This window comes from Jiella sonneratiae, assembly GCF_017353515.1.
Lineage (GTDB): Bacteria > Pseudomonadota > Alphaproteobacteria > Rhizobiales > Rhizobiaceae > Jiella > Jiella sonneratiae.
Genome location: NZ_JAFMPY010000003.1, coordinates 198,152 through 218,865 on the forward strand (window position 1 = coordinate 198,152; position 20,714 = coordinate 218,865).

The following is a 20,714-nucleotide window of genomic DNA, read 5'->3' on the forward strand; positions in this document are numbered from 1 at the left end:
GTTCGGCATTCGATATGTGCATGGTGTGACAGAAGTGGAGGGCTGCCATGGCCGGGGATATCAAAGTCGACACGTCGTATGCTGCCGAGATGGACTATCCGGAGCATGAGAAGACCTTCAGCCTGTTCCTCGGGCTGTTCAAATGGGGCACGGTGGGTGTCGTCGCGCTGCTCGTCGGCATGATGGTCGGCCTGATCATGGGCAGCGGCGTCATCGCCTCGGTGCTCGCCTTCGTGGTGGTGCTGGTCGTCGGCTACCTCGCCCTTCGTTAAGTCCCGGCTGGACGGACCCCGCGAAAAGAAGGGTCCGCAGGCATGGCGACGGGCAGGGGAGGTGCCGCCGCATGAAGATCTTCGTTCCGAAGGAGAGGACGGAGGGGGAGAGCCGGGTCGCGGCCTCGCCCGACACCGTCAAGAAGCTGACCGGCAAGGGCGCCGAGGTCCTGGTTGAATCCGGCGCCGGCGAGGCCTCGCGGATTCTAGACGCGGCGTTTGAGGATGCCGGCGCGACGATTGCCGGTCCCGATGCCGCCGGCGCGGCCGACATGGTCCTCAAGGTGCGGCGGCCGACGCGCGAGGAGCTTTCCTCCTACGGCAGCGGAACCGCCGTCATCGCGACGATGGACCCCTACGGCCACGAGGACGAGGTCGCGGCGATGGCGGAGGCGGGCATCCTCGCCTTCGCCATGGAGCTGATGCCGCGCATCACCCGCGCCCAGGTGATGGACGTGCTTTCCTCGCAGGCCAATCTCGCCGGCTATCGCGCGGTGCTCGACGCGGCGGCCGCCTTCGACCGGGCCTTTCCGATGATGATGACCGCGGCCGGCACCGTGCCGGCTGCGCGCGTCTTCGTCATGGGCGCCGGCGTCGCCGGCCTCCAGGCGATCGCGACGGCGCGGCGGCTCGGCGCCGTCGTCACCGCCACCGACGTGAGGCCAGCGGCGAAGGAACAGGTGGAATCGCTCGGCTCGAAATTCATCGCCGTCGAGGACGAGGAGTTCAAGGCGGCCGAGACCGCCGGCGGCTACGCCAAAGAGATGTCCGAGGGCTACCGCAAGAAACAGGCCGAGCTCGTCGCCGCCCACATCGCCAAGCAGGACATCGTCATCACCACGGCGCTGATCCCCGGCCGCCCGGCGCCGCGGCTCGTCACCGCCGCGATGGTCGCCTCCATGCGTCCCGGCTCGCTGCTCGTCGACCTTGCGGTCGAGCGCGGCGGCAACGTCGAGGGCGCGAAGGCGGGCGAGACCGTGACGGCGGGGCCGGCGCGGATCATCGGCCATGCCAACGTGCCCGGCCGCATCGCCGCCAGCGCCTCGCTGCTCTACGCCAAGAACCTCGCCGCCTTCCTCGAGACGATGACGGACAAGGAGACGGGGGCGCTGAAGATCGACTTCGACGACGATCTGGTGAAGGCGACGCTGCTGACCCGCGACGGGCGGGTGGTCCATCCGAACTTCGCGCGGGAGAAGGCCCCGGCTGCAGCGGCGGCCGAAAGTGCCGGCGGAGCGCCCGCGACGGGCGAGAGCAGGCAAGGGGGGAACGCGTGATGGCCGGCGACATGGCAAGAGAGACGCTGCAGCGGCTGAACGAGGCCGGCTCGGCGATCAACGACGCGCGCAACGGCGTCGAACGGATGATCGGCGAGGGTTACGGCCACGCCGCGGCGGCGACCGGCCATGCCGGCATCGACCCGTTCGTCTTCCACTTCGCGATCTTCATCCTGGCGATCTTCGTCGGCTACTACGTCGTCTGGTCGGTGACGCCGGCGCTGCACACGCCGCTGATGTCGGTCACCAACGCCATCTCCTCGGTGATCATCGTCGGCGCGCTGCTCGCCGTCGGCCTCTCGGCCTCGGGCCTCGCCACCACCTTCGGCTTCGTCGCCCTGGTGCTCGCCTCGGTGAACATCTTCGGCGGCTTCCTCGTCACCCAGCGCATGCTCGGCATGTACAAGAAGAAGCAGAAGTGAGGCGGTAGCGATGTCCGAAACCACCGCCGCCTTCTTCTACCTCGTCTCCGGGGTGCTGTTCATCCTGGCGCTGCGCGGGCTCTCGCACCCGACGACCAGCCGCCAGGGCAACCTGATGGGCATGGTCGGCATGGCGATCGCCATCCTGACCACGCTGTTCCTCGCCGGCCCTTCCTTCGGCGGGCTGCTGCTGATCATCATCGGCATCGCCATCGGCGGCACCGCCGGCGCGGTCATCGCGCGGCGCATCGCCATGACGGCGATGCCGCAGCTCGTCGCCGCCTTCCACTCGCTGGTCGGCCTCGCCGCCGTGATGGTCGCGGCCGCCGCGCTCTATGCGCCCGAGGCGATCGGCATCGGCACGGTCGGTGCGATCCACGGCCAGGCGCTGGTCGAGATGTCGATCGGCGTCGCCATCGGCGCGATCACCTTCACCGGCTCGGTGATCGCCTTCCTGAAGCTCGACGGCCGGATGAGCGGCAAGCCGATCATGCTGCCGCAGCGCCACGCCATCAATGTCGCGCTCGCCATCCTCCTGGTCGTGCTGGTGATCTGGTTCGCGGCCTCCGAGAGCCATCTCCTGTTCTGGCTGGTGGTGCTCGTTTCGCTGGCGCTCGGCGTGCTCCTGATCGTGCCGATCGGCGGCGCCGACATGCCGGTCGTCGTCTCGATGCTGAACTCCTATTCCGGCTGGGCGGCGGCGGGCATCGGCTTCACCCTGCAGAACCTCGCGCTGATCATCACCGGGGCGCTGGTCGGCTCGTCCGGCGCGATCCTCTCCTACATCATGTGCAAGGGGATGAACCGCTCCTTCGTGTCGGTCATCCTCGGCGGCTTCGGCGGCGAGAGCGGGCCGGCCGGGGCTGACGATCTCGGCGACCGGACGATCAAGCAGGGCTCGGCCGACGACGCGGCCTATCTCATGAAGAACGCCTCGAAGGTGATCATCGTGCCGGGCTACGGCATGGCGGTGGCGCAGGCCCAGCATGCGCTGCGCGAGATGGCCGACAAGCTGAAGGAGGAAGGCGTCGAGGTGAAATACGCCATCCATCCGGTGGCGGGCCGCATGCCGGGGCACATGAACGTGCTGCTCGCCGAGGCGAACGTTCCCTATGACGACGTCTTCGAGCTCGAGGACATCAATTCGGAGTTCGCCCAGGCCGACGTCGCCTTCGTCATCGGCGCCAACGACGTCACCAACCCGGCGGCGCGCGACGACAAGTCCTCGCCGATCTACGGCATGCCGATCCTCAACGTCGACCAGGCGCAGACCTGCCTGTTCGTCAAGCGCTCGCTCGGCTCCGGCTATGCCGGCATCGACAACACGTTGTTCTACAAGGACAACACGATGATGCTGCTCGCCGACGCCAAGAAGATGGTCGAGGACATCGTCAAGGCGTTCGACCACTGACTGAAGCGCTTCGCCGGGGGCGGGCCGTCCGACGGCCCGCCGGCCGCTTCGCGGTCAGTCGCCGGAGCCCGCTTCCGGATCGTCCGGGGTCGCGAGGTCGGAGGTGAGGACCTCGACGTCGGTGTCGTGGCCGGCCTCGACGGTGAACGGGCGCTGGAAGACCTTGTTGTTGTTCTTGGCGACGATGACGTAGTCGCCCGCCGCGAGCACCATGGTCGGGAACGCCCCGACGCTCTGGCGCACCAGATCCCCCGAGGCGGTGGTGATCGTCCAGGCGGTGTCGGCGATCGCCTCGCCGCCGTGCTCGCGCACCAGCTTCATGGTGAGGAGCGCGGCGCGCTGGGTGAGCGTCGCCTCGGTGAGCTTGCCGGCCTCGACGCGGATGTCGGCGCGCACCACGGCATTGGCCGATCCGTAATGCGACACCACCAGATAGGAGCCGGCATTCAGCCGCAGGACCTTCTCCGGTGCGACGTCGCTCGCCACCAGCTTGCGCTCGGCATCCTCGCCGTCGTCGCCGGCATAGACGTCGAAGGTCAGCCGCGAGGCCGGCGGCTTGCCCTCGTCACCGACGACGGCGTTCAGCTTCAGCCCGCCCGCCTTGAGGACGATGGTCTGCTGGGTCTTGACGCCGGTGAAGTCGATGCGCTCGACGACGCCGGCCCGGCCGAAGCCGACATGCAGGATATAGGTGCCGGGCGGCACCTCGAAGTTCGGCGTCGGGCTTTCGGACGAGGCGACCAGCGAGGAACTGCCGTCGATCGACGGCACCGCCGAATAGAGCCGCCAGATCAGCCCGTTCGGGATCTCCGGCCCGCCCTCCGACAGGACGGCCTTCAGGGAGAGCGCCTCGCGCCGGCGCAGGAGATTCTGGTTCGGGCCGGTCTGCGGCGCATAGGCCGGCAGGCCCGGCAGCTCGATCTTCGGCGCCTGCAGCGTGCCGGGCTTGTTCGGCAGGGCGATCGGCTCGAAGTGCCGCAGCGGTCCACCGTTCGGGGCGCCGACGTCGCGGGCATTGGGCAAGAGGTCGCTCGCCGAGGGCGAGACGTAGGGGCCGGGGCGTTCCGGGCTGCCGCCGAAGATGTCGCCGAGGCCGCCGAGGATTCCGCCGCCCCCACCGCCACCTCCGCCGCCATGCGCCTGAGCGAGGGCCGGCGCCGCGCCGGCCGGAAGGAGAAGGCAGAGCAAGGCACAGCGGCGAAGCAGCGAAAGGGCGGTCGCGGCCCGAAGACGGCGCACCGTTTTGCCGGCGCGGCCGGACGGCGCCTTGCCCGCCGGGGCGGGATCGGGGCACGGCTCCACACCGCGGCCGACGACGTCGCCACGGCGGATCCGCCCGTCCTTGCCCGCAGGATCGCCTTGCCGCCGTTGCGGAGCGATCGAGAACGCTTCCCCCATGCTGCAAGTCTTGACCGCATATCGTCGGCAAATTCAAGGCGGCCGCCGGGCAGCGGGACAATCGCTTGCAGGCAAGTGCCATCGGCGACGTTTCGATCTCCCCCCTTGTGGGGGAGATGGGTGGCAACCCAGAGGGGGGTGCGCTCGGATTTAAAGGTCGGGCGCGAGGCTACCCCCCTCTGCCTGCCGGCATCTCCCCCACAAGGGGGGAGATCAGGCCAATCGCCGTGCCCGGGCGCGGCTTCGGCGCTGCGCATCGGGCGCCGCGCGTCGTCCGGGACCCTCCAGGGATGCCCCCCGCACCTTGGTTCCCTGAACCGTGCCTGGCGAAAATCGATTCCGATTTCCCGGCCCATGCTGTAGGGGATGACCATCGACATTCGGGCCCCGGCCGCGATCCTGCGTCGCATCGCCCGGCGGATCCGAACGACACGCGACACCCAACCGCTCGGCGCGTGATTCGACGCTTGCGGCAAGCGCGCTCCGGTCCGATCGACGCGGGGGCCGGGCGCAGGGACCGGATCACTTTCGCCGCAGCGCCATTCCCGGAGACGAAGCCTTGCCCGACGCAACGACCCTGCTCGCCACCCGCCGCTCCATCCCGATTCCGATGCTCGTCGAACCGGCGCCGTCCGGTGCGGCGCTGGACGAGATCCTGACGATCGCGGCCCGCGTTCCCGACCACGGCAAGCTCGCCCCGTGGCGCTTCATCCTCTATCGCGGCGAGGCGGCCGCGGCGATCGGCCGGGCGCTGGCGGATCTCGTCGCCGGGCGCGAGGGCGCGCGGATGACCGACAACCGGCGCAAGGTCGAGAGCGAGCGCTTCACCCGCGCGCCGCTGGTCGTCGGCGTCGTCTCCACGGCGAAGGAGCACGTCAAGATCCCGGTCTGGGAGCAGCAGCTTTCGGGCGCCGCGGCGGCGATGAACCTCGTCACCGCCGTGCATGCCAAGGGCTATGCCGCCAACTGGGTGACCGAGTGGGTCGCCTATGACGACGAAGCCAAGGCGATCCTCGGCATCGCCCCCGAGGAGAGGGTGATCGGCTTCGTCCATGTCGGAACGCCGGGCGAGCCGCCGTCGGAGCGGCCGCGGCCGGACCTTGCGACGATCGTCAGCGAGGCCCGGGCGCCGGGAGCCGCGTGATGCTGTTCTATACGACGGCGGACAACGCCCACGGCCTGCCGCACGACCCGTTCAAGGCGATTGTCGCGCCGCGCCCGATCGGCTGGATCTCGACGCGCAGCCGCGACGGAGCGGTCAATCTCGCGCCCTACAGCTTCTTCAACGCGATCAGCGACCGGCCGAAGCTGGTGATGTTCTCCTCGGCCGGGATGAAGGACACCGCGACCTTCGCCATCGAGAGCGGCGAGTTCGTCGCCAACCTCGCGACGCGGGACCTCGCGGCGAAGCTCAACCGGAGCTCGGCGCCGGCACCGCGCGGGGTGAGCGAGTTCGCCTTCTCGGGCCTCACCGAGGCGCCCTGCCGGCTCGTCACTGCGCCGCGCGTCGCCGAGAGCCCGGCGGCGCTTGAATGCAGGGTGACGCAGTCCTTCCGCCCCGAGGGGCTGGACGGCAGGCCGTCGGAGAACACGGTGGTGATCGGCGAGGTGGTGGCGATCCACATCGACGAGGCGATTCTCAAGGACGGGCTGGTCGACATGGCGCTCGCGGCACCGCTCGCCCGGCTCGGCTATTTCGACTATGCGGTCGGCGACCGGGTGTTCCAGATGCGCCGGCCGCGCCGGCCGGACGCCTCGGACGTCTGAGGTCGGCGCGATCGTCGGGCTCGCTCCCCGGCGGCGTTCGACGGCGCCGAGATTTTCCAAGCCCGACGAAGTTTTCTTTCCGTCAACGGACATGGTGAACGAAAGCTAAACCATTTGCCGCGATCATCGGCGCAACCAGTCTCATCGCAGCGGGGAGCGTCCATGATCGTCCAGCGTTTTGCCAAATGGACCCGGGAAGCATCGGCCAAAGAGCGCTGCGAGGCGGCGACGATGCTGGCCGAGGCGCTGGTCTTCGGCGGGGCGACCGGCTCCGACCGCGACACCATCGTCGCCTCGCTGACGCTGCTGCTCGACGACCCGGCGCCGGCCGTCAGGCTCGCCATGGCGAAGGTCCTCGGCGCCGGCCGCAACGTGCCGGAGGCGCTGGTCTTCGCTCTCGCCTCGGACGTCGCGCCGGTGGCCGCTGAAATCGCCGGCCGGTCGATGCATCTCGGCGAAGGGGCCCTCGTCGACCTCGCGGCCGTCGGCTCTGCCGCCGCGCGCCGGGCGATCGCCGAGCGGCCCGTCGTGCCGCTGCCGGTGGCGGCGGTGATCGCCGAGATCGGCGAAGCCGAGGCGGTGCTGGCCCTCTGCCGCAACGACGGCGCCGCGATCGCCGAGGCGAGCTTTACGCGGCTTTCGGAGCGCTTCGGCGACGAGGGTCCGATCCGCGAGGCGCTGCTCGGCCGCTCGGACCTGCCGCCGGCGGTGCGCCACCGCCTGATGCTCGCCGTGCGCGACGCGCTGGCGGCGTCCGGACTGCTTTCCAACCTTTACGGCGAGAAGCGCGCCGGCGCGGTGGCCTTCGCTGCCGGCGAACGCGGCACCAACGTTTTGGCGGAACAGCTGACCGACCGGCAGATGCCGGAATTCGGCGACTATCTGCGCCGCAGCGGCGCGGTGACGCCGTCGCTGCTGGTGCGCGTCGTCGCCGTCGGCAACGTCGAACTCTTCGCGACGCTGCTTGCCAGCCTCTCCGGCCGCTCGGAGCGGCGGGTGGGGGCGATCGTCGCGGCGGGCAAATCCTCCGCGCTCCGGGCGCTCGTCCTCGACTGCGGGCTCCCCGAGGGTCTCGCGACCCTGTTCGCCGAGGCGATCGCGCTGTGGCGGGCGATCGCGCGCGGCGAGCGGGCGCTGCGGCCCGCGGCGGTGCCGGCGCTGCTCCTCGGCCGGCTGAGCGCGACCGGGGCGGCACGGACGGTTCCCGCCGAGGCGCTGACCCTGCTGCGCCAGCTCGCCGGCGAGGCGGAGCGCGATGCGGCCCGCGAGAGCGTCCGCGCCGCGGCCTGACCGGCCCCCGACGACACTTCCGCCGTCGCGCGACATGCGGGTGGTCGGCCGGCCGCCGTCCTAGAGCGGGATGAAACGAGCTTCGCCCATCCTCCCGCTCCGTCTTCCTGTTTCCGCATGATCTCTTCCGAAAACCGGTTCCCACTTTTCGGGATCATGCTAGTAGCGGAACTGTTCGGTGAGGATCCGCTCGTCCCAGGAATGTTCCGGGTCGAACAGCAGGTAGCAGGTGTCGTCGATCGATTCGCGGATCGTCACCGTCTGCACAGACTTCACCTCGGTGGCGTCGGCGACGGCGTTGACCGGCCGCTTGCCGGCCTCGAGCGCGGCGATCGTCACCTCCTGATGCTTGCGCAGCAGGGCGCCGCGCCAGCGGCGCGGACGGAACGGACTGACCGGCGTCAGCGCCAGCAGCGGCGCGTCGATCGGCAGGATCGGTCCCTGGGCGGAGAGATTGTAGGCGGTCGAGCCGGTCGGCGTCGCGACCATGACGCCGTCGCAGACGAGCTCCTCCAGCCGCACCTTGCCGTCGATGGAGATCTGCAGCCTCGCCGCCTGGTAGGACTGGCGGAAGATCGACACCTCGTTGATCGCCAGCGCGCGATGCTCGACGCCGTCGGCATCGGTGGCGACCATCACCAGCGGATGGATGGCGTTCTCCACCGCCGCGGCCAGCCGCTCGCGCAGCCCCTCCTCGCGATAGTGGTTCATCAGGAAGCCGACCGTGCCCTTGTTCATGCCGTAGATCGGCTGGGCGGTGTCCATGAAGCGGTGCAGCGTCTGCAGCATGAAGCCGTCGCCGCCGAGCGCGACGATCACCTCCGCCGAGGCGAGGGAGGCGTTGCCGTAGAGCGCCGAGAGCCGCCGCGCCGCCTCCTGGGCGGGTTCGGCGTCGCTCGCGACGAAGGCGATGGAGTGGAACGGGCGGGGCATCGGCGGAAGCGGCGGACCATGGGGTGGATCGGGCGGCCGGGCGGCCCGTGACGATCGCCGGAGGCGCGACGTGCGAGCCTCGCCGGGGACAGATGTCGCCACCTGCGATCCGTGCGGGTTGCTCTAGAAGAAAGGGGCCTTGCGGCCCCTCTCCAACCTGTCCCGAGAATGGGCTTCCTACTGGAAGCCGAGCTTGGCGGCCAATCGCCGGAGAAGGCCGGCGGGCATCGCCGGCTTTTCCTCTTCCCCGGGATGGTTCCTTGTCTAGGCGCCGGCGAAGGGGTGAGCGGCGGAACCCTTCTTCGAGACGACCTCGGCCGCCGTCGGCGTGCCCTTGATGGCGCGCTCGATGGATTCCATCGTGGCCTGATAGTTGTAGTCGCGGATCTTGGCGTCGTCCTCGGCTTCCCAGTGGATGAAGACGCCGACGCAGATGAACAGGTCGTCGGCCTCGGCCGCCGGGATCACGCCCTTCTCGACCGAGTCGGCGACGGCGCGCGCGACGGCGGTCTGGGCCGGGCCGAACATCTGGACGGCCTGCTTGGCGCCCTTGATGGTGACTTTGTTGAACATCACGGTGTTCGGCTTGCACGGCAGGTTCGGCGCGACCACGGCGAGCAGCGTGGTGAAGCCGTCCTTGTTGTTGGTCAGCGAGTTGCAGAACGCCGCCTCCGCCGCCGAACCGCGCGGGCCGATGATCAGGTCGATGTGGGCGACCTCGTTGCCCTCGCCGACGAGCGATTCGCCGACCATCACCTTGTTGATTGTCGCCATAGAGCCATTCCTCCAAACTGCGTTAGCTGCTGCGCCCGGCGGGGCCGGCCGCGTTAAGATGTACGAACCTGAAGGAAAAACGCGTTCCACCGCCGGGCAGAGCCGCGGCGGAGCATCGTCATCCTCCCGGCCGCCGGGGATCCCGGCTACGACTATCCTTGTTCGCGGCGTCCGCTCGGGACCGGTTTGCCAGATAGCTAGGGGCCACATGGGCCCCGGCGCGGCACAGTCAATCACCCTGCGAGCGCTTGTGCAAGTTCGTTGGCAAAGAGCGTCGCCACGGTGAGGTCGGCGGAGGTGCCGGGATTGCGCCCTTCGAACTTCAACGCGGCGTCGAAGGCGAGCGCCGCATCGAGCCGGGCCTGCGGAGCGGCGATCCGGCCCAGGCGATCAGTGAACGATCTGAAGCGCTTGCGGCAGTCTTCCGCCACCTTCGGCCCGAACTTGCGGGCGAGGTGGCCGTCGGGAAACGTCGCGGCGAAGGCGAGGAAGGCGGCGAGCGCCGCGGGGTCGCCGAGGGGCTCCGGCGCCCCTCGTCCGGCCGAATCAGCCACCGCCGCAAGGCCCGTCTCGAAGACCTCGCGATAGCCGTCGACATACTGGCGCGCGACGAGGTCGACGTCGGCGGCGAGAGCCATGGCGGCGACGAGGCCGATCGTCGGGGCGGTGCGCACGTCGTGCTCCGCGCGGGCGCCGAGACCGCCGGGCGAGGCGAGGGCGATCGCCTGGAAGGCAAGCCGCGCATCCTCGGCGTCGAGACCGGCGAGAACGCCCGCCACCGCCCGGCGAAGGGCGGAGGTGGCCTCGGCGTGCGAGAGCTCGGACGTCGGTTCGGCGGCGACCTGCTCCGCGGCCGCGGCGAGCGGCGCGCAGAGGAGCACGATCCCGAGATTGGCGTTCATCCCGACGGCGGAAAAGCTCGCCTCGGTCGCCGTAAGGATGCGCCGGCCGACCCGGCTTGCCGGCGCCGCGACGGCGGGCGCCGCCGCGGCGGCGGCATCGAGGAAGGTCGCGACCGTCATGCCGTGGCCGGGGGCGAAGCGGTGGACGTTGCCGGGCTTCAGCGTCTCGATCTCGGCCCGGCAGGCGGCGAGGAAGGACCGGGCGATCGCCTCCGGCCCGAGCCTCATGCGAAGGCCGGCGTCGCCGGATCCGGCGCCGGGGTGCTGGCGCGCCGCGCCGCGAGCGTCGCAAGAAGATCGGCCGCCCTGACGCCGGCGATGTCCAGCCCGCTCGCCTTCTTCAGCCCGGTCCAGGCTGGCATCGAGTTCACCTCCAGCACCTGCGGAAGACCGGCCGCGTCCTTGAGGATGTCGACGCCGCAGAAGTCGCCGCCGACGGCGGCCGTCGCCGCCACCGCCAGCGCCTCCAGCGCCGGGTCCGGCTCGATCGGGCAGGCGCGGGCGCCCTGCTTGATGTTGGTGATCCAGCAGGCCGCCTCGCGGCGCATCGCGGCCACCGCGCGGCCGCGCGAGACGAGGACGCGGTAGTCCGAGAAGCGGCCGTCGCTGGAATGGCCGATGTAGCGCTGGAGATAATAGACGCTGCCGGCGATCGCCTCGGCCGGCGGCAGGTCGTCGACGCTGCCGACGAGCTTCAACCCCTTGCCCTGCGCCCCGAACAGAGGCTTCAGCACCAGCGGACGGCGCTCGGCGGCGAGGATCCGCTCGGCCTCGCGGCGCGATTCCACCGCAAAGCTCCGCGGCGAGGGCAGACCGGCACCGGCGAGGAGGAAACTCGTCATCGCCTTGTCGACGCAGTTCTCCACCGCCCGCGCGCCGTTCGAGACGAGGACGCCGAGCCGCTCCAGCGCATGGAGGAGCGAGAGCCGGCGCGTCACCGCCTCGAAGCTGCCGCCGTCCATGGTGCGCAGGCAGACGGCGTCGGGAAGCGCTTCCCCGAAGCCTGGAAAGGTCAGGCCGTGGCGCGCCCCGGTGTCGAAGCCGACGTCGCAGAGGCCGCTCGCGACGACGACGGCGCCGCGCGCCTCGAACGCCGCGGCGAGCTCGCGCGCATGGCCGTCGAGGGAGGCCGTGACCAGCAGGATGCGGGGCCGCATGCCGCCCTTTGGCTCAGCCGCCGAAGGAGGCATCGATCAGCTCCGCGTCGACGCCGCCGGCGGAGAAGGTCTCGCCGGTTTCGAGCGCCAAAACATGCACCTCGGCGGGGGAGAACAGCATGCCGTCGATCTTGTAGAAGTCGCCGTCGTAGCGGCTGAAGACCTCCTTGAACGGCTTGCCGTAGTCCTGCGACGTGCTGCTCGGCAGCCGCTCGGCGAGCGCCTTTGCGGCATCCGCCGGGCCGGTGACGTGCAGCATCACCCGGCCGCCGTAGATCACCGCGTCGTTGGTGCGGCCCATGGCGGTCAGAAAGTCGGGATGCGGCGGGGCGAGGGGGGCGGTGCCGATGCCCTCGACGATCGCGCCGAGATCGAAATGCAGTTCGTGGGCCTTGTGCAGCGCCACCTCGACGACGCGGCCGACGATCTGGACGCTGCCGGCGAGCGACTGCGTCGGGGTGTAGACGATCGTGAGCTTTTCCGGGGCGACGTCGCAGGCATGGGCGATGCGGCGCACCAAGGCTTCCGGCGGGGCGCTGGCGGCCTCGAGCACCAGCGTCGCGCTGTCGTTCTGGTCGGCATAGGCGATGTCCTTGAACAGCGCCTCCTTGCCGGCGAGGGCGCGGGCCGGGCCGGAGCCCATGGAAAAGTAGCTTTCCTCGCCCGGCTCGGCGGTGAGCTGCCAGCCGGCATACTGGCTGCCCATGCAGGCGACGACCGGATTGGAGGTGCGCACCGTCAGGGCGAAGGGCCAGCGGGTCAGGCGCTCCGACGCGCCGATCGACACGGTTCCGAGGCCGCCGAGGCAGATCTCGGTGACGAGACGCCCGGCTTCGAGACTGCCCGGGACGCTGCCGCCCGCGTCGATCACGGTCTCGCCCGCCGCGCCCGTCGACACCGCCACCTTCAGCTCCTGGGCCCGCTCGCGCAGTTCCTCGACGAGCCGCAGGACGCCCTGGTTGACGGAAAGGATCCTCGTTGCACTCATGCTGCCATACTCCTCAGTACGTCGGCAATCTGTTCGGTTCTGGCATGAAAGAGCCGTTCGGCCTCCGCTTCACTGTCGGCCTCGGCGACGACGGTACAGATCGGCTCGCCCGCCGCGATCGCGTATGGCGGCGAACTCCGGTCGCGCGTCCACTCCGGCCAGACGAAGCCGGCCGAAAGCTGCAGCGGCGTCCGCGCCCAGGCGAGGCCCGACGCGCGGAAGCGCGCCGGCGCCATGGCCGGGGCGGCCAGAGCGGGCAGCTTGCCGCGGACCGCGTCGAGATGCAGGGCGACGAGCGGGCGATCGGCGCTTTCGAAGACGTCGAGCGTCGCGCCCGGCCGGGCATTGATCTCGAGCAGCACCGGGGCGCCGTCGCCGAGGACGAAATCGGCGCTGCAGAGGCCGGCGAGCGGCAGACGATCGAGGAAGCCGGCGACGGCCTCGCGCATCGCCGCGTCCGCGGCCGCCGGCACCGCGATCGGACCGACCGCGCCGCCGTAGCGATAGGGCTCGGCCGGGCTCGGATCGGCCCATTGCCGCGAATAGCCGATCGCGACGAAGCGCGCACCGGCGGCGGCGAAGGCGAGGGAGACCCGATCGCCGGCAACGAAGCGCTGGTAGTAGCGGTCTGGTGCGGGCGCGGCGTCGCCCGGGGCGACGTGGCTGCCGCCGCTGCCGCCGACCCTCTTCGACAGCCACTCGGCGGGATCGTCCGGCCTGCTGCGGCAGATCTCGGGATGGGCGATGCCGGCTTCGCCGCAGATCCTCGCGAAGCGTTCTGGATCCTTCAGGCGGCGGGCAGTGGCGGGGTCGGTGCCGAGGATCGGCCAGCGCGCCGCGATCGCTTCGAGAAGCTCCGGCCGGTCCTCGAAGCCGGCGCCGTAGACGAAGCCGAGCGGGGTATCGCCAGTCGCGAGACGGTCGAGCGCGGCGAGAAGGTCTTCGCCGGAGAACCCGTCGGGATAATGTCCGCGCAGGACCTCCGCGCGCGTCGCCTCGGCGCGAAGGTCGAGATCGCCGAAGAAGTCGACGGCGAGCGCCGCGATCCCGGCGAGCCGGGCGCTCGCGGCGATCTGCCGTGCGGAAAACGCCGCCGCGAGGATCGCCGGGGGGCGGGCGGTGCTCACGACGCGAGGCTGCGGGCGAGCTTGAAGGCGTCGCGGAAGTCCAGCACCTGCGGTTCGCCGGCCTCGATCATCCGCTTCAACAGGCCCTGCTCGGTGCTCGACTTGAGCGGCCCGACGGCGAGGGCGCCGATGCCGAGCGCGCTCGTGCCCTCGATCGGCTCGCCCTTGGCCATCACGTCGATGCCTTCGAGCCCGAGCGGCGGGACGGCGTTGGCGTCGGCCGCGACGAGCAGCCGTTCGGCCGCCTGCAGCTGCTTCAGGCTGAGCACCTGCACGCCGGCCTTGGCGGCGGAAAAGACGACCTCGGCCTCCTTGACGATGGCGGTGTTCTTCTCGTCGCTGGAGCCGTCCGCCGGCTCGACCTTTGCCCCGAAGCGCTCCTCCATCTCGTCGGCGCGCTTCTGCACCCGTTCGAGGCCGGAATAGCCGACGATCTTCACTTTGGCGCCTTCCAGCGCCGCGATCACCGCCGCGCAGTAGCCGACGACGCCGGTGGCGCCGAAGACCGCGATCGAGACGTCGGCGAGCGACTTGTTCTTCTCGGCCTTCAGCGTCTGTTCGACGATCGCGACCATCGCCGCGGCGGTGGTGAAGGAACCGGCGGGATCGGCCATGATGTTGCAGACGAAGGGCGGGACGAGGGCGTTTCTCGCCTTCTCGATCATGTCGAGCGCCAGGACGGCGTCGTCGCCGCCGAAGAACACCGCCGAGTTCACCCCGCGATCCGGCGGGCGCGAGAAGATCACGTCCTGCACGAGGTCGGCCACCTCGTCGAGCGAGACCTCTTCGTAGGGCGTGACCGAATCGTATCCGGCGTCGAGCGCCATGTTCACGTCGAAGGGGCTGACGTGCTTGTGGGGCGTCAGCATGTGCAGGATGTTCTTGGCCATCGGATCTTTCCTCCGTCGATCTCGTCAAAGTGGTGGCGCCCCGTCGCGGATGCGGAGGCCGTTCGGGATGGGTCGGCGCGGGCCGGCGTCTCAGCCGGTTCCCGCCCGAAGGCGGACGGCCGGCGCCGCGCCGATGTCGATGCCGCGGTTGCGGCCGCCGACGACGCGCACGTCGAGGGCTTCGGCAAGCCCGGTCTCGGCGAGCCTCGCGACGAGGCTTTCGGCGCTCGCCCGGCTTTCGGCGAAGGCGAAACCGGTCGGCCCCCAGGAGCTCTGGCCGATGCCGTGGGCGCCGTTCGCCGCGAGCCAGCCGCAGGCCGCGGCGACGCGCGGGCTGGTGAAGACGCCGCCCTGGGCCGGGGCGAAATGCGAGCCGACCATTGCCTGGATCTCGCCGATCGCCGAACCGAAGGCGTGAAGGTCGGTCTCGGCGAGGCCGGGCAGGGCCTGCATCAGCACCAGCCGGCAGATCCGCCCGGCATGCTCGACCGGGAAGGGCGGCAGGGTGGCGAAGGCGTCGAGTTCGGCCTGGCCGTGGAAGCCGGCGCCCCGCGGATCCATGACGAGGATGACCCGCCAGGCCTCCGGAAACGGCAGGCGGGCGATCAGCGGCGGCGGCTCTTCGCTGGCGCCCTTGCCGCCGTCGACGGCGACGCCGCCACCCTCGACGAAGGCGACCCCGAGCCCGGAGCGGTGGCCGCGGCCGAGCAGCGCGGCATCGGCGGCAGGGTCTGGCGGCAGGCCTTCGAGGCGCCTGAGGCCGCCGGCGACGGCAAGCGCCAGCTGGGTGCCCGAGCCGAAGCCGGCATGGGCCGGCATGACGGTGTCGACGGTCAGCGCGTGACGGCCGGTCAGGCCGAGAGCCTCGCGCATCAGGCCGAGATAGGCGCGGGCGCGCTCGGCCTCTTCGCCGGTCACCGTGTCGCGGGCCGCACGGGCGATGCGCAGCGTCGTCGCCGGGGCGTCGATCGCCAGCCCGACGCCGCCGAATCGGCGGCCGAGCGAGCCGCCGGGATCGAGGAAGCCGAGATGCAGGCGAGCAGGCGCTAACACCGTGACGACGTCGTCAGTCAAAAAAATATCCTGCCTTCAAGGTGCCCGTGTCCTATTATTGCGGCCATGGATGACGGGGCAAGGGAGAAAATCCATGGCTGCGAAGACCTATTCCGATGCGGAAGTCGAGGCGCGCCTCAAGGCGGAGCTGCCGACATGGCGTCTCGAGGACGGTTGGATCCGGCGGACCTACAAGACGCAGGGCTGGAAGGGCACGCTGATGGTGATCAACACCGTCGGCCATCTGGCGGAGGCGGCCTTCCACCACCCCGACATCACCGCCTCCTACGCCTGGGTGGAGGTGCGGCTGGTCAATCACGCCGCCAAGGGCATCACCGATTCGGACTTCGCCCTCGCCAAGAAGATCGAGGAGGTGGTGATGTGGCAGCCTGGCCGCGAGGACGGCCCTCTGTCCGGAACGCCGGACGATCCGCGCTTTGCCTACATCAAATACGACAAGTCGTGACCGCCGGCCGCGCGAGCCCGGGCCGGCGATTTGACCTTCGCGGCGGAGGCTGTAACTTCCCCGCGGGCACAGAAAGCGGGTGAGCGTGGACAGGGCGTGGATCGACGGGCGACCGGCCGCTGAAGCGGACGCACTGGCAGCGGCGGCGGAACTCCTCGAGCGCTCGCGCCAGCCCTTCGTCGGAGGGCTCCGGACCGACGTTTCCGGGATACGGGCCGCCCTTGGCCTCGCAAGACGGATCGGCGCGATCGTCGATCACGGCGAATCCGACGCGATCTATCCGCTTCTGACGGCGCTGCGGGACGGCGGCGCCTTCCTCGGCGCACCGGCCGAGATGAAGAGACGCGCCGACCGTGTGCTCGTCCTCGGCGACGAGGTTGCGAAAGTCGCTCCCGATCTTCTGGCGATGCTGACCGAGACCGAGCCCGATCTCGGCGTCCGGACCAGGGGCGACGCGCGCGAGTTCCGTTCCCTCTGCCGCGCGCCGCTCGATAGCGCCGGGCGCGGCCGGGCAGAGCATGTCGACTGTGCGCCGGAAGACATCGTCGACGTCGTCGGCCTCGTCAGGGCGAAGCTTTCGGGCCGCCGGGCCGGCGAGGGCGCCGTCGGCGGGGATGCGGTCGCAGGCCTTGCGGAATTTCTGAAAGGTGCCGGCTTTGCCGCCGTCGTCTTCGCGCCGGCCGAACTCGGCGCGCTCGGAACCGAGCAGGTCTTCGGCCTCGTTTCCGACCTCAACGAGACGACCCGGGCGAGCACCTTGCCCGTCTCGGCCTCGACCAACGCCATGGGCGCCGCGCTGCAGGGCGCCTGGACGAGCGGCTTTCCGCTGCGGGTCGGCTTCGGAAGGGGCGCTGCCGAACATGACGCGGCGCTGTTTTCGGCCCGCCGGCAGCTCTCCGGCGACGGCGAGGCGGACCTCGCGCTGATCGTCGACGCGCTGGCGGAGCCCGGCGCCGGCGGGCCGCCATGCGCCCTGCCGCAGATCGCCGTCACCAGCGAACCGGGCGCCGTCGAAGGCGCCCGCGTGACCTTCGCGGTCGGCGCCGCGGGCTGCGACCACGACGCGGTGTTCTACGATGCGCGGTTTGGCAGCTTCGTCGGCCGCCCCGCCGACGCCAAAAGCGAGCTGCCGACGGCGGCCGCCATCCTCGACGCGCTGGCCGATCGCCTCGGCGGCCGCGTCGCCGATGCGGCCTGACCGATCGCCGGCCGGGAGGATCTACCGAACATGCTGACACGGCTGAAGGGCGGCCACGTGGTCGATCCCGCCAACAATCGCAACGGCGTCGGCGACGTCTTCGTCTCGGACGGCGTCGTCGTCGATGCGCCGACCGACGCCAAGGCGCCGGACGAGACGATCGACTGCACCGGCCTCGTCGTCATGGCCGGCGCGATCGACATCCATTCCCACATCGCCGGCGGCCACGTGAACACCGCGCGCCTGCTCCTGCCCGAATGGCACCGGGCGTTTTCCGCCCGCCCAGGCGAAACGGCGCTCTCCAAGGTCGGCTGGACCACCGAGGAGACGGGCCTGCGCTATGCCGAGATGGGCTTCACCATGGTGGTCGAGCCGGCCATGGCGCCGTCCTCGGCGCTGCATGCGCATCTGGAACTCGCCGACACGCCGATCATCGACAAGGCGACGCTCGTCGTCCTCGGCAACGACGACCTCATGATGTCGATGATCCGCGACGGCGAGAGCGAGACGGCGATCGCCGACTACGTCGCCTGGACGGTGGCCGCAAGCCGCGCCCTCGGCGTCAAATGCATCAATGCCGGCGGTTCGGCGGCCTTCAAGGAAAACGTCCGCAAGTTCGACTTCGACGACGTGGTGCCGGACTACGGCGTCTCCTCGCGCCAGATCGTCAAGACGCTGCAGAAGGCGGTGACCGGCCTCGGCATCCCGCATCCGCTGCATGTCCACTGCAACAATCTCGGCGTGCCGGGCGCGGCGTCCGATTCGATCGCGGCGACGATCCGGGCCGCCGAGGGCGACCCGCTGCACCTCGCCCACATCCAGTTCTACGGCTATGGCGACGAGGGCAAGCGGCGCTTCTCCTCGCGCGCCCAGGCGCTCGCCGACCTCGTCAACGCGACGCCGGAGGTGACGGTCGACATCGGCCAGGTGATGTTCGGCCAGACGGTCACGATCTCCTCCGACGAATTGCGTCAGTTCGCCGGCTCCAAGCAGGCGAGCCCGAAGAAGAGCGTCATCTTCGACCACGAGGCGAACGGCGGCGGCGTCGTGCCGATGGACTACAAGGCCAGGAGCTTCTTCAACGCCCTGCAATGGGCGATCGGCCTCGAACTCTTCCTCCTGATCGAGGACCCGTCGCGGGTGTTCTTCACCACCGACCATCCGAACGGCGCGCCCTTTACCGCCTATCCGGACGTCTTCGCGCTGCTGATGGATCGCGGGGTCCGGGCGAAGTGGCTCGACGCCTTGCCATCGTCTGTGAAGAAGATGACGCAACTTCCTGAACTCGAACGGGAATATACGCTTGAGGAGATCGCCGTGATGACCCGGGCGGCGCCGGCCCGGCTGCTCGGCACGCCGGATCGCGGCCATCTCGGCGCCGGCGCCGGCGCCGACATCGCCGTCTACCGGCCGAACGACGACAAGGCGGCGATGTTCGGCAAGGCCGCCTATGTCCTGAAGGACGGCGTCGTGGTGGTGAAGGACGGGACGGTGGTCAGGCGCACGCTCGGCCGGGCGGTGACGCTCAGGCCCGAACCGGACAAGGCGATGAAGACCCGGCTCGACCGCTATTTCGACGAGCGCTACGGGGTTTCCTCCCGCTGGTTCGAGGTGCCGGAAGGCGCGCTGCGCCGCGACGATCCGTTCGAGGTGGTGCCATGCCGGGCGTAACGGAGGCAGGAGTGATCAACGGCGTCGTCATCGACGACGGCTTCGCCGAGGCCTTTCCGATGGCCGGCACGGCACTGCAGATCACCGCGGTGAACGAGAAGTGGGCGCTGGAAGCCGCCCGTGCGATGACCGGTTTCGCGACCTCGGTGATCGCCTGCGGCTGCGAGGGTGGCATCGACCGGATGCTTTCGCCCGAGGAGACGCGCGACGGGCGGCCGGGCGTCAGGGTGCTGTTCTTCGGCTTCGACGCCGGCGGCCTCGAGAAGCAGGTGACGACGCGGCTCGGCCAGTGCGTGCTGACCAGCCCGACCTCGGCCTGCTACGCCGATCTCGGCGGCGAGAAGCAAATCGATCTCGGATCGGCGATCCGCTATTTCGCCGATGGCTGGCAGATCTCCAAGAAGTTCGAGGGCAGGCACTTCTGGCGCATGCCGGTGATGGAGGGCGAGTTCCTCTGCGAGGCGAAGACCGGCATCACCACCGACGGCGTCGGCGGCGGCAATCTCCTGCTGATGGCGCGCAGCACCGCCCAGGCGCTGGCCGCTTCCGAGGCGGCGATCGCGGCGATGCGCAAGGTGCCGGACGTGATCATGCCGTTTCCGGGCGGCATCGTGCGGTCCGGCTCCAAGGTCGGCGGCAAGTACAAGGGCATGATGGCCTCCACCAACGACGCCTACTGCCCGACGCTGAAAGGCGTGACGGCGAGCCAGCTCGGCCCGGAGATCGGCTCGGTGCTGGAGATCGTCATCGACGGGCTGACCGCCGGTGCGGTCGCCGACGCGATGCGCGTCGGCATCAAGGCGGTGACCGATCTCGGCCCGGCGGAAGGGGCGCTGCGGATCGGCGCCGGCAACTATGGCGGCAATCTCGGCCCGCACCACTTCCATCTGAAGGATCTCCTGCCATGACCGGGATGACCTTTCTGAAGACGCAGGAACCGGAGGAGCGGCTCGACCTCTCTGCGCTGGTGCCGGCGCGGCTGAAGGGCCTGTCGAGCGCCGAGATCGCGCGCATCGCGATTGGCACGAGCCGCCGCGGCGTTGTCGTCGGCGACGTCTTCGCGGTGAGCGGCGACGACCCGTCGGTGCTGCGCTTTGCCGGCGGCTCGCCGCGTTTCGACCGCATCGGCGAAGCGATGGCGGGCGGCGAGATCACCGTCGAGGGCGATGCCGGCGCGCGGCTCGGCCGCATGCTCAAGGCCGGACGCATCACCGTTACCGGCTCGGCCGGCATGCATGCCGGCTCGGCGATGGAGGGCGGCGTCCTGCGCATCGGCGGCGACGCCGGCGACTTCCTCGGCGGCCCGCTGGCGGGCGAGACGATGGGGCTGAAGGGCGGCACCATCGTCGTCGGCGGCAGGGCCGGCGAACGCGCCGGCGACCGCATGCGGCGCGGCGTCATCTGCGTCGCCGGCGAGGCGGGAGACGGCCTCGGCAGCCGGATGATCGCCGGCACGATCGTCGTCGGCAGGCGCGCGGCCGGCACGCCCGGGCGGATGATGAAGCGCGGCACGCTGATCCTCTGCGGCGGCGCCGAGCGCTTCGCTCCGACCTTCGTCGACAACGGGCCGGCCGACATCCTGATCCTGAAGGTGATGGCGAGCGCCTTCGCGCAAGGCGAGGTCGGCGAAGTGCCGTTCGACGGCGCGCCGATGCGCCGGCTCGGCGGCGACACCGCCGTGCTCGGCCTCGGCGAGATCTTCCTGCCGCTCTGAGGGA

21 protein-coding genes are annotated in these 20,714 nt (G+C 70.4%); 12 read left to right on the plus strand and 9 right to left on the minus strand.

From position 1 onward, the window contains the following. Positions 1–47 precede the first annotated feature (47 nt). From J1C47_RS03200 to J1C47_RS03215, 4 genes are all read left to right on the plus strand, one after another. Complete coding sequence (locus tag J1C47_RS03200; protein WP_207349277.1) at positions 48–272, plus strand: aa3-type cytochrome c oxidase subunit IV; 225 nt, start codon at positions 48–50, stop codon at positions 270–272. Between the two features lie 71 nt (positions 273–343). Further along, positions 344–1,549 (plus strand): Re/Si-specific NAD(P)(+) transhydrogenase subunit alpha, encoded by a 1,206-nt coding sequence (locus J1C47_RS03205; protein ID WP_207349278.1) that lies wholly within the window; start codon positions 344–346, stop codon positions 1,547–1,549. After that, on the plus strand, positions 1,549–1,971 hold the full coding sequence (locus tag J1C47_RS03210) for a proton-translocating transhydrogenase family protein (protein WP_207349279.1): 423 nt from the start codon (positions 1,549–1,551) through the stop codon (positions 1,969–1,971). The genes J1C47_RS03205 and J1C47_RS03210 overlap by 1 nt, the downstream gene beginning before the upstream one ends. Before the next feature lie 10 nt (positions 1,972–1,981). Then, positions 1,982–3,382 carry an NAD(P)(+) transhydrogenase (Re/Si-specific) subunit beta gene (locus J1C47_RS03215; RefSeq protein WP_207349280.1) on the plus strand — a complete coding sequence of 467 codons (1,401 nt, stop codon included), beginning with the start codon at positions 1,982–1,984 and terminating at the stop codon, positions 3,380–3,382. 54 nt (positions 3,383–3,436) lie between these two features. Here the strand turns inward: J1C47_RS03215 and J1C47_RS03220 are convergent, their stop codons facing one another. After that, positions 3,437–4,570 carry a hypothetical protein gene (locus J1C47_RS03220; RefSeq protein ID WP_245396327.1) on the minus strand — a complete coding sequence of 378 codons (1,134 nt, stop codon included), beginning with the start codon at positions 4,568–4,570 and terminating at the stop codon, positions 3,437–3,439. Positions 4,571–5,339: 769 nt separating this feature from the next. Here J1C47_RS03220 and J1C47_RS03225 point away from each other — a divergent pair. The 3 genes from J1C47_RS03225 (at position 5,340) to J1C47_RS03235 (ending at position 7,837) form a co-directional block, all read left to right on the plus strand. After that, positions 5,340–5,924, plus strand: a complete 585-nt coding sequence (locus J1C47_RS03225) for a nitroreductase family protein (protein WP_207349281.1) — start codon at positions 5,340–5,342, stop codon at positions 5,922–5,924. Between the two features lie 2 nt (positions 5,925–5,926). Further along, entirely contained in the window at positions 5,927–6,547 is a 621-nt protein-coding gene (locus tag J1C47_RS03230) for a flavin reductase family protein (RefSeq protein ID WP_425354533.1), read from the plus strand. A 162-nt stretch (positions 6,548–6,709) separates the two neighbouring features. Next, positions 6,710–7,837, plus strand: a complete 1,128-nt coding sequence (locus tag J1C47_RS03235) for a DUF2336 domain-containing protein (RefSeq protein ID WP_207349283.1) — start codon at positions 6,710–6,712, stop codon at positions 7,835–7,837. 159 nt (positions 7,838–7,996) lie between these two features. Here the strand turns inward: J1C47_RS03235 and J1C47_RS03240 are convergent, their stop codons facing one another. From J1C47_RS03240 to J1C47_RS03275, 8 genes are all read right to left on the minus strand, one after another. Next, complete coding sequence (locus J1C47_RS03240; protein ID WP_207349284.1) at positions 7,997–8,770, minus strand: NAD kinase; 774 nt, start codon at positions 8,768–8,770, stop codon at positions 7,997–7,999. A gap of 264 nt (positions 8,771–9,034) precedes the next feature. Continuing rightward, positions 9,035–9,544, minus strand: coding sequence for a formaldehyde-activating enzyme (gene fae, locus J1C47_RS03245; RefSeq protein WP_207349285.1), 510 nt, complete (start codon positions 9,542–9,544; stop codon positions 9,035–9,037). 233 nt (positions 9,545–9,777) lie between these two features. Next, positions 9,778–10,674, minus strand: a complete 897-nt coding sequence (locus J1C47_RS03250) for a triphosphoribosyl-dephospho-CoA synthase (protein WP_207349286.1) — start codon at positions 10,672–10,674, stop codon at positions 9,778–9,780. Next, positions 10,671–11,603: an ATP-grasp domain-containing protein gene (locus J1C47_RS03255; RefSeq protein WP_207349287.1), complete on the minus strand. Its 933-nt coding sequence runs from the start codon at positions 11,601–11,603 to the stop codon at positions 10,671–10,673. The genes J1C47_RS03250 and J1C47_RS03255 overlap by 4 nt, the downstream gene beginning before the upstream one ends. 13 nt (positions 11,604–11,616) lie before the next feature. Continuing rightward, positions 11,617–12,591, minus strand: a complete 975-nt coding sequence (gene mch / locus J1C47_RS03260; RefSeq protein ID WP_207349288.1) for a methenyltetrahydromethanopterin cyclohydrolase — start codon at positions 12,589–12,591, stop codon at positions 11,617–11,619. Next, on the minus strand, positions 12,588–13,718 hold the full coding sequence (locus J1C47_RS03265; RefSeq protein WP_207349289.1) for an ATP-grasp domain-containing protein: 1,131 nt from the start codon (positions 13,716–13,718) through the stop codon (positions 12,588–12,590). The genes mch and J1C47_RS03265 overlap by 4 nt, the downstream gene beginning before the upstream one ends. Then, on the minus strand, positions 13,715–14,608 hold the full coding sequence (locus tag J1C47_RS03270; protein WP_207349290.1) for an NAD(P)-dependent methylenetetrahydromethanopterin dehydrogenase: 894 nt from the start codon (positions 14,606–14,608) through the stop codon (positions 13,715–13,717). The genes J1C47_RS03265 and J1C47_RS03270 overlap by 4 nt, the downstream gene beginning before the upstream one ends. 90 nt (positions 14,609–14,698) lie before the next feature. Continuing rightward, the gene (locus tag J1C47_RS03275; RefSeq protein ID WP_207349291.1) at positions 14,699–15,682 is read right to left on the minus strand and encodes a beta-ribofuranosylaminobenzene 5'-phosphate synthase family protein; all 984 of its coding nucleotides are present in this window, start codon (positions 15,680–15,682) and stop codon (positions 14,699–14,701) included. A gap of 73 nt (positions 15,683–15,755) precedes the next feature. Between J1C47_RS03275 and J1C47_RS03280 the strand changes: the two genes are divergently transcribed. The 5 genes from J1C47_RS03280 (at position 15,756) to J1C47_RS03300 (ending at position 20,710) form a co-directional block, all read left to right on the plus strand. Beyond that, positions 15,756–16,127, plus strand: a complete 372-nt coding sequence (locus J1C47_RS03280; RefSeq protein WP_425354530.1) for a 4a-hydroxytetrahydrobiopterin dehydratase — start codon at positions 15,756–15,758, stop codon at positions 16,125–16,127. Positions 16,128–16,212: 85 nt separating this feature from the next. Beyond that, positions 16,213–17,325 carry a molybdopterin-binding domain-containing protein gene (locus tag J1C47_RS03285; protein WP_207349293.1) on the plus strand — a complete coding sequence of 371 codons (1,113 nt, stop codon included), beginning with the start codon at positions 16,213–16,215 and terminating at the stop codon, positions 17,323–17,325. Between the two features lie 30 nt (positions 17,326–17,355). Next, the gene (locus tag J1C47_RS03290; protein WP_207349294.1) at positions 17,356–18,996 is read left to right on the plus strand and encodes a formylmethanofuran dehydrogenase subunit A; all 1,641 of its coding nucleotides are present in this window, start codon (positions 17,356–17,358) and stop codon (positions 18,994–18,996) included. Beyond that, positions 18,984–19,904 (plus strand): formylmethanofuran--tetrahydromethanopterin N-formyltransferase, encoded by a 921-nt coding sequence (fhcD, locus tag J1C47_RS03295; protein WP_207349295.1) that lies wholly within the window; start codon positions 18,984–18,986, stop codon positions 19,902–19,904. Before J1C47_RS03290 ends, fhcD begins: the two co-directional genes overlap by 13 nt. Then, complete coding sequence (locus J1C47_RS03300; protein ID WP_207349296.1) at positions 19,901–20,710, plus strand: formylmethanofuran dehydrogenase subunit C; 810 nt, start codon at positions 19,901–19,903, stop codon at positions 20,708–20,710. Before fhcD ends, J1C47_RS03300 begins: the two co-directional genes overlap by 4 nt. Positions 20,711–20,714: the final 4 nt, after the last annotated feature.

Bases quoted from the DNA above. Each gene is read 5' to 3' on its own strand.
- J1C47_RS03300 (WP_207349296.1), top strand. From the start codon at position 19,901: ATGACCGGGATGACCTTTCTGAAGACGCAGGAACCGGAGGAGCGGCTC.
- J1C47_RS03205 (WP_207349278.1), top strand. From the start codon at position 344: ATGAAGATCTTCGTTCCGAAGGAGAGGACGGAGGGGGAGAGCCGGGTC.
- J1C47_RS03250 (WP_207349286.1), bottom strand. From the start codon at position 10,674: ATGAGGCTCGGGCCGGAGGCGATCGCCCGGTCCTTCCTCGCCGCCTGC.
- mch (WP_207349288.1), bottom strand. From the start codon at position 12,591: ATGAGTGCAACGAGGATCCTTTCCGTCAACCAGGGCGTCCTGCGGCTC.
- J1C47_RS03280 (WP_425354530.1), top strand. From the start codon at position 15,756: ATGGCTGCGAAGACCTATTCCGATGCGGAAGTCGAGGCGCGCCTCAAG.
- fhcD (WP_207349295.1), top strand. From the start codon at position 18,984: ATGCCGGGCGTAACGGAGGCAGGAGTGATCAACGGCGTCGTCATCGAC.
- J1C47_RS03290 (WP_207349294.1), top strand. From the start codon at position 17,356: ATGCTGACACGGCTGAAGGGCGGCCACGTGGTCGATCCCGCCAACAAT.
- J1C47_RS03270 (WP_207349290.1), bottom strand. From the start codon at position 14,608: ATGGCCAAGAACATCCTGCACATGCTGACGCCCCACAAGCACGTCAGC.
- J1C47_RS03210 (WP_207349279.1), top strand. From the start codon at position 1,549: ATGGCCGGCGACATGGCAAGAGAGACGCTGCAGCGGCTGAACGAGGCC.
- J1C47_RS03200 (WP_207349277.1), top strand. From the start codon at position 48: ATGGCCGGGGATATCAAAGTCGACACGTCGTATGCTGCCGAGATGGAC.
- J1C47_RS03255 (WP_207349287.1), bottom strand. From the start codon at position 11,603: ATGCGGCCCCGCATCCTGCTGGTCACGGCCTCCCTCGACGGCCATGCG.
- J1C47_RS03240 (WP_207349284.1), bottom strand. From the start codon at position 8,770: ATGCCCCGCCCGTTCCACTCCATCGCCTTCGTCGCGAGCGACGCCGAA.
- J1C47_RS03235 (WP_207349283.1), top strand. From the start codon at position 6,710: ATGATCGTCCAGCGTTTTGCCAAATGGACCCGGGAAGCATCGGCCAAA.
- fae (WP_207349285.1), bottom strand. From the start codon at position 9,544: ATGGCGACAATCAACAAGGTGATGGTCGGCGAATCGCTCGTCGGCGAG.
- J1C47_RS03215 (WP_207349280.1), top strand. From the start codon at position 1,982: ATGTCCGAAACCACCGCCGCCTTCTTCTACCTCGTCTCCGGGGTGCTG.